We start from the raw sequence: 2,692 nt of genomic DNA on the forward strand, positions 1-2,692 counted from the left end.
CCTCTCGAAGGTCTGCGTGGCAGGATCCGTCGACGTCACGCAATTCATGGAAGTGGAGCGCTTCAGCCACATCATGCACCTGGTCTCCACCGTGGTCGGAGAGCTCGCCCCGGCAGCCAAGGCCTACGACGTGCTCAAGGCCACGTTCCCGGCCGGCACCCTCTCCGGCGCCCCGAAGCCGCGGGCCCTGCGCCTGCTGGACGAACTTGAACCGCACCGACGCGGCATCTATGGCGGCGTGGTGGGGTACCTGGACTTCGCCGGGGACATGGACATGGCGATCGCCATCCGGTCGGCCCTGCTCCGTGAGGGACGCGCGTACGTCCAGGCCGGCGGCGGGATCGTCGCAGATTCGGTGAACCCGACCGAGGCCCAGGAAACCGTGAACAAGGCCGCCGCCCCGCTGCGCGCCGTGCACACCGCCAGGTCGCTGCACAACATCACCGTTGACGCAGTCACTGACGCAGCGCCCGACGCAGGAGCCGAGTCCTGATGGGGGAGCCGGAAGCCACCGCCAAGAACACCGCCAAGAACACCGTGAAGGGCACTGTGAAGAGCACTGTGAAGAGCCCCGGGGGGGCCGCCGTCCCGGGCTGGGCCCGCAAGTCCACCCTGGTCCTGGTGATCGCTGCCCTGGCCCTTGCCGTGTTCGGGACCACCACCCAGACCTGGCTCACCGTGCATCTCGATCCCACGCAGCTCGGCGCGGCCGTGGCCAGCCAGGACGGCCTGCAGGTCCAGGGCAGCAAGGCTGCCACCACCGTGACAGCCCTGGCGCTTGTGGCCCTCGCAGGCGGCCTCGCGGCCTCCATCGCCGGCCGCGTGGCCCGCTGGGTGATCACGGCGATCATCCTCCTCGCGGCCGCGGGCATCGTCGCCGCGGCAGCCGTCGTGCTGGCGGACCCGCTGGCCGCGGCGCAGGGATCGATCGCGGCCGCCACCGGAATCAGCGGCAGCAGCGTACAGGTGGACGTAACAGTGTTCCCCGTCCTCGCCGTCGTCGCCGGAGCCCTGCTGGGACTCAGCGCCCTCGCGATCGTGCCGGCCGGCCGCTACTGGAAGACCCGCACCAAATATGACGCGGCCGCCGCCGGGCCCGCCGCAGGCGGCACTGCAGCCGGCGGTAATGCGCCGGCCGCCCCCGCGGACGAGATTGACAGCTGGGACCGGCTGTCCCGCGGTGACGACCCCACCTGAGCCGATGCCGCGGGCGCGACCGGCAACGCGACCGGTAACGCGACAGCAACGCGGCCAAATAACACAGCAAAAAATGGCAGAATGTAAGCAGTATTCATCCTGAGGAGATTTCAATGAGCAAGGCCACTGTTTCCGCATCCACGTCCGCTGCGCCGAAGGGCGTCTACGACGACGTCGACCACAGCGAACCCCAGGGTCACGGCAACAGCCCGGCCGCGTGGACCTGCGTGATCGTGATGCTGATCGGCGCCCTCATTGCGTCCATCGCCTTCGTCATCGCCAACACCCCGATCTTTGTCGCGGGTGCGGCGGTCATGGTGATTGGCCTGCTCGCCGGCTGGGCCATGCGCAAGGCCGGCTACGGCGTCGGCGGCAGCAAGCTGAAGAACTCCGGCCACTGAGCGTGAGCGTTCTCGACGACATCAATGCCGGTGTCAGGGAGGATATGCAGGCGCGCCAGCGTCTGGTTACGCTCGCGGAGCTGAAGGAGCGTGCCGCCGCGGCGGCGCCCGCCCGTGACGCCTGGGCCGCCCTCGGCGGGACCTCAGGCACCCGGGACCAGCTCAAGGTGATTGCCGAGGTCAAGCGCCGCAGCCCGTCCAAGGGCCAGCTCGCGGACATCGCCGATCCCGCGTCCCTCGCCGCACAGTACGCCGACGGCGGGGCCGCCGTGATCAGCGTCCTGACCGAGGAGCGCCGCTTCGGCGGCTCCCTGGCCGATCTCGACGCCGTCCGGGCCGCCGTGGACATTCCGCTGCTGCGCAAGGACTTCATGGTTGACGAGTACCAGATCTGGGAGGCCCGGGCGCACGGCGCCGACCTGATCCTGCTGATCGTGGCCTCGCTCTCGGACGCCCAGCTGCGTGAGTTCACGGCCCTCAGCCGCGAGCTCGGCATGAACGTGCTGGTCGAGACCCATACGGCGGAGGAAATCGAGCGTGCAGTCGCCGCGGAGGCCCGGATTATCGGCGTCAACGTACGCAACCTCAAGACGCTCGACGTCGACCGTTCCGTCTTCGCGGCGCTGACCGGCGGCATTCCCGCCGGTGCGCTCGTGGTCGCCGAATCCGGTGTGCGCGACGTCGAGGACGTCAAGCACTACGCGGCCCGCGGAGCCAACGCGGTCCTGGTCGGCGAGGCGCTGGTCAGTGACGCGACGCCCCGCGAGCGGATCGCCGAATTCATGGCTGCCGGCGCGACGGCAATCGCCGCGCGCGCCTGAGGCCGGCCGGTCCTGGCGCCTCCGTCCGGACCGTGAGCGGTGCCGGGCCCGCGATTTTGCCCGGACCAATGAGCGGATCTCATCAGTAGATCCCCAAAGCTAGCAGTGGAACAGGATGGTGAGACTGATGGTCGATGCACCAGCAGCCGGCTCTGACGAAAGTACCGTGGACGCGTTCCTGCAGGGCGGCCGCCCCGCGGAGCATCCCGCGCAGGGCGAACCGTCCCTGCGCCACGCCCCGGGGCCCTACTTCGGGAACTACGGCGGCCGGTG

At 69.6% G+C, this 2,692-nt stretch carries 4 protein-coding genes and 1 pseudogene; all 5 read left to right on the plus strand.

Features of this window, described 5'->3' with window-relative positions:
• Positions 1 to 493, plus strand: a 493-nt coding sequence (locus tag LQV45_RS24630; protein WP_230009232.1) for a chorismate-binding protein, incomplete at its 5' end; no start/stop codon positions are given.
• Positions 493 to 1,197 (plus strand): Trp biosynthesis-associated membrane protein, encoded by a 705-nt coding sequence (locus LQV45_RS24635; protein ID WP_230009234.1) that lies wholly within the window; start codon positions 493 to 495, stop codon positions 1,195 to 1,197. The genes LQV45_RS24630 and LQV45_RS24635, both read left to right, overlap by 1 nt.
• Positions 1,198 to 1,310: 113 nt before the next feature.
• On the plus strand, positions 1,311 to 1,598 hold the full coding sequence (locus LQV45_RS24640; RefSeq protein ID WP_230009236.1) for an HGxxPAAW family protein: 288 nt from the start codon (positions 1,311 to 1,313) through the stop codon (positions 1,596 to 1,598).
• Between the two features lie 2 nt (positions 1,599 to 1,600).
• On the plus strand, positions 1,601 to 2,419 hold the full coding sequence (trpC, locus tag LQV45_RS24645; protein ID WP_230009238.1) for an indole-3-glycerol phosphate synthase TrpC: 819 nt from the start codon (positions 1,601 to 1,603) through the stop codon (positions 2,417 to 2,419).
• 127 nt (positions 2,420 to 2,546) lie between these two features.
• A pseudogene (locus tag LQV45_RS24650) lies at positions 2,547 to 2,692 on the plus strand (tryptophan synthase subunit beta); the annotation flags it as partial.

The sequence above is a fragment of the Microbacterium sp. Bi128 genome, from assembly GCF_918698205.1.